Annotated in this window: 2 protein-coding genes; both read left to right on the forward strand. The window is 51.6% G+C overall.

Translation table 11 applies throughout. The annotated features are described in order from the left end of the window. The first annotated feature begins 156 nt into the window (after positions 1 to 156). Entirely contained in the window at positions 157 to 1,884 is a 1,728-nt protein-coding gene (locus P5674_RS04840) for a phage tail sheath family protein (RefSeq protein ID WP_006617731.1), read from the forward strand. Positions 1,885 to 1,976: 92 nt separating this feature from the next. Continuing rightward, positions 1,977 to 2,534: a phage tail protein gene (locus P5674_RS04845; protein ID WP_006617730.1), complete on the forward strand. Its 558-nt coding sequence runs from the start codon at positions 1,977 to 1,979 to the stop codon at positions 2,532 to 2,534. Positions 2,535 to 2,676: the final 142 nt, after the last annotated feature.

Raw genomic sequence — 2,676 nt, forward strand, 5'->3', positions numbered from 1 at the left:
GGGTGCGTCAGACCCGGTAAATTATCGGGAAACCCGGTGAAATTCTACCTGACGCACCAGAGTTATTCAGGATGAGAAAGCCCCACCCTACTTAGTTGAGAGTGGGATACTTGCCCACTTCCATACATACCACCCATATCAGGGAGAAAAAATTTTATGGCTAGGCTTGATTATTTTGCACCTGGCGTTTACATTGAGGAGGTCGATCGCGGCTCTCGACCTCTTCAGGGTGTTCCCACCGCTGTAGCGGGATTTGTCGGTTTCACGGAGGATATCCGAGGTGGGGCTGAACCTTTTAAGCCGATGTTAGTAACCAGTTGGAAGCAGTATCTGGAATACTTCGGTCGAACTAACTCGGACGGTTTTACGGAGTTCGGAGCCTATCTTCCCTTTTCAGTGTACGGTTGGTTTCTCAACGGCGGCGGTCGTTGCTGGATTACTAGCATGGGAACAGGACTCCCAGGTTCTCCTAAGCCGGAAGTGAGGGAAACGGGAACCGAAATTGTCAACCGCGCTAATCGTCCTTCGTTAAGATTTTCCATCCGTGAAAATGCGGAAGATAGTGGTTCTGAGGGTTCCCTAACAGATAGTTCCCAAAACAGGTTTCTGGCTGTGAGCGATCGCTCTATCCGGGTACAAATTACAGAAGGATACCCCAAACCCCCCAGCGAAGAAACGGAAGCATCAGAAGCGATCGTCACTGCTAATACAGGGGAATTTTTCACCGTAGTTATTCGCCAGGGAGGTGAGGAACTCGAACGGTTCCCACACCTGAGTATGAATCCAGACATCGAAACAGCAGTAGCCGATTATGTGGTTAGCGCTCTGGAGGCATCTGAGTATATTATCGCCACGGATTTAGCCATCAGTGGCAGTCCCCTAGCCCGTCGCCCGTCTAACGGGGTGTATGAAGTTAGTCCTGGGGCGATCATTGCAGAAACAGAAAACTTAGCGCGCCATGTAGAAGGGGTGAGGGAGGAGCGCACCGGGATTCGGGGCTTGTTTGAAATCGACGAAGTAACTATCATTTGCTGTCCAGACTTAATGAAAGTCTACGAACAGGGATTGATTGATCTTGATCAACTCCACGGACTAATGGACTTGATGGTGAGTATGTGCGAGGGAGCCGCAGACGGGGACATCCCCAACGCCCCCAACCGAATGATCATCCTTGACCCGCCGCCTGATCGGGTAAAACCGCAAGAGATCAGCCGTTGGTTGAGCATAGAATTTAACCGTCGATCGCAATTTGCGGCACTGTACTACCCGTGGATTCTAGTTCCGAACCCCCGCAACGCCGGACGACCCATAGCTATTCCCCCCAGCGGCCACATGGCAGGAGTATGGGCGCGGGTGGACGAAACCCGGGGGGTTTACAAAGCGCCTGCTAACGAAGTCCCACGAGGTGTGATCGGTCTAACTCACCCGTGCAACTTCCGAGAACAGGAACTGCTGAACCCTATTGGCATCAACTGTATCCGGCCTTTTGAGAACCGGGGTATCCGGATCTGGGGCGCTCGTACCTTGGTGGAACCCGACAAAACTGAATGGCGTTATATCAACGTTCGCCGTCTGATGAGCTACATCGAAAAATCTATCGAAAACGGTACCCAGTGGGTGGTGTTTGAACCGAACGACGAAGACCTCTGGCAGCGGGTCAAACGCACCATTAGCAGCTTCTTAACTGAATTATGGCGATCGGGAGCCTTAATCGGTGGCAGTCCCAGTGAGGCTTTTTATGTGAAGTGCGATGCTGAACTCAATAGCCCCCAAAGCATGATGCTGGGTCGGCTGTTTGTGGAAGTGGGTGTCTGTCCAGTGCGTCCGGCTGAATTTGTGATATTCCGCATCAGCCAGTGGACGGCTGACGGTGAAGGCGAATAAGCCAACTCTCTTAAATCTCTGCCTCCAAAACCAACCGATTGGAGGCAGTTGGGATTTTTTTGATATTGACACTTACACAAGGGAATCGAATTATGAGTAGTGCTGCTCCGGTTTTTACCACTACCGCCACCCGGTATCAAATTGATTTTCGCAATGATACTGTTGGGAATATTGTCCAAAATGCTTATATCAAAAGTATGGCAGCCCTGACCTACGAGGGAAAAGTAGCCGGAGGTGATAAAGCCTTGGGTTCTGGTCGCAAAGGTCGCCGGGTTCGCCAAAGCACGATCGCCGGTTACGAAACCAACCCGTCGATGACCATCGAAACTTACATCAGCGACGACCCCAACGATGCCAGCCGCCAGCTATTTGCTTGGTTCAAAGCCTGTCTACCACCGGAAGAGGGAGGAGAAGGGAAATGGTCTCAGTACCGGGCTAGTGGTTCTGTGGTGCTGTATTCTCCTGACGGAGAAGAGGTTTTACGCTGGAACCTCGAACGTGCTTGGCCGAAAAAGTATTCGATCGCTGATATGGACTCGACCTCGGGGGATTTGGCGGTTGAAACCTACGAAATCGTTGCTGAAATGATTACCAAAGAGGTTGCTATGGGTGGTCAAGTTGGCAGCATGAGGAGTGGGGCTGCGGTTTAATTTATGGGTAAGTTCGGGTAAATCAGCATCGGCGGCGGGTGATCGAATCGGGCTGATTTTTCCCGTCCCCTGAAAGAAGGGCGGGTGCAGAATTGGCTGGTTTTCCCGTCCCCTGAAAGAAGGGCGGGTCCAGAATTGGCTG

The organism is Limnospira sp. PMC 289.06, assembly GCF_032350395.1.
Taxonomy (GTDB): Bacteria; Cyanobacteriota; Cyanobacteriia; order Cyanobacteriales; family Microcoleaceae; genus Limnospira; species Limnospira platensis.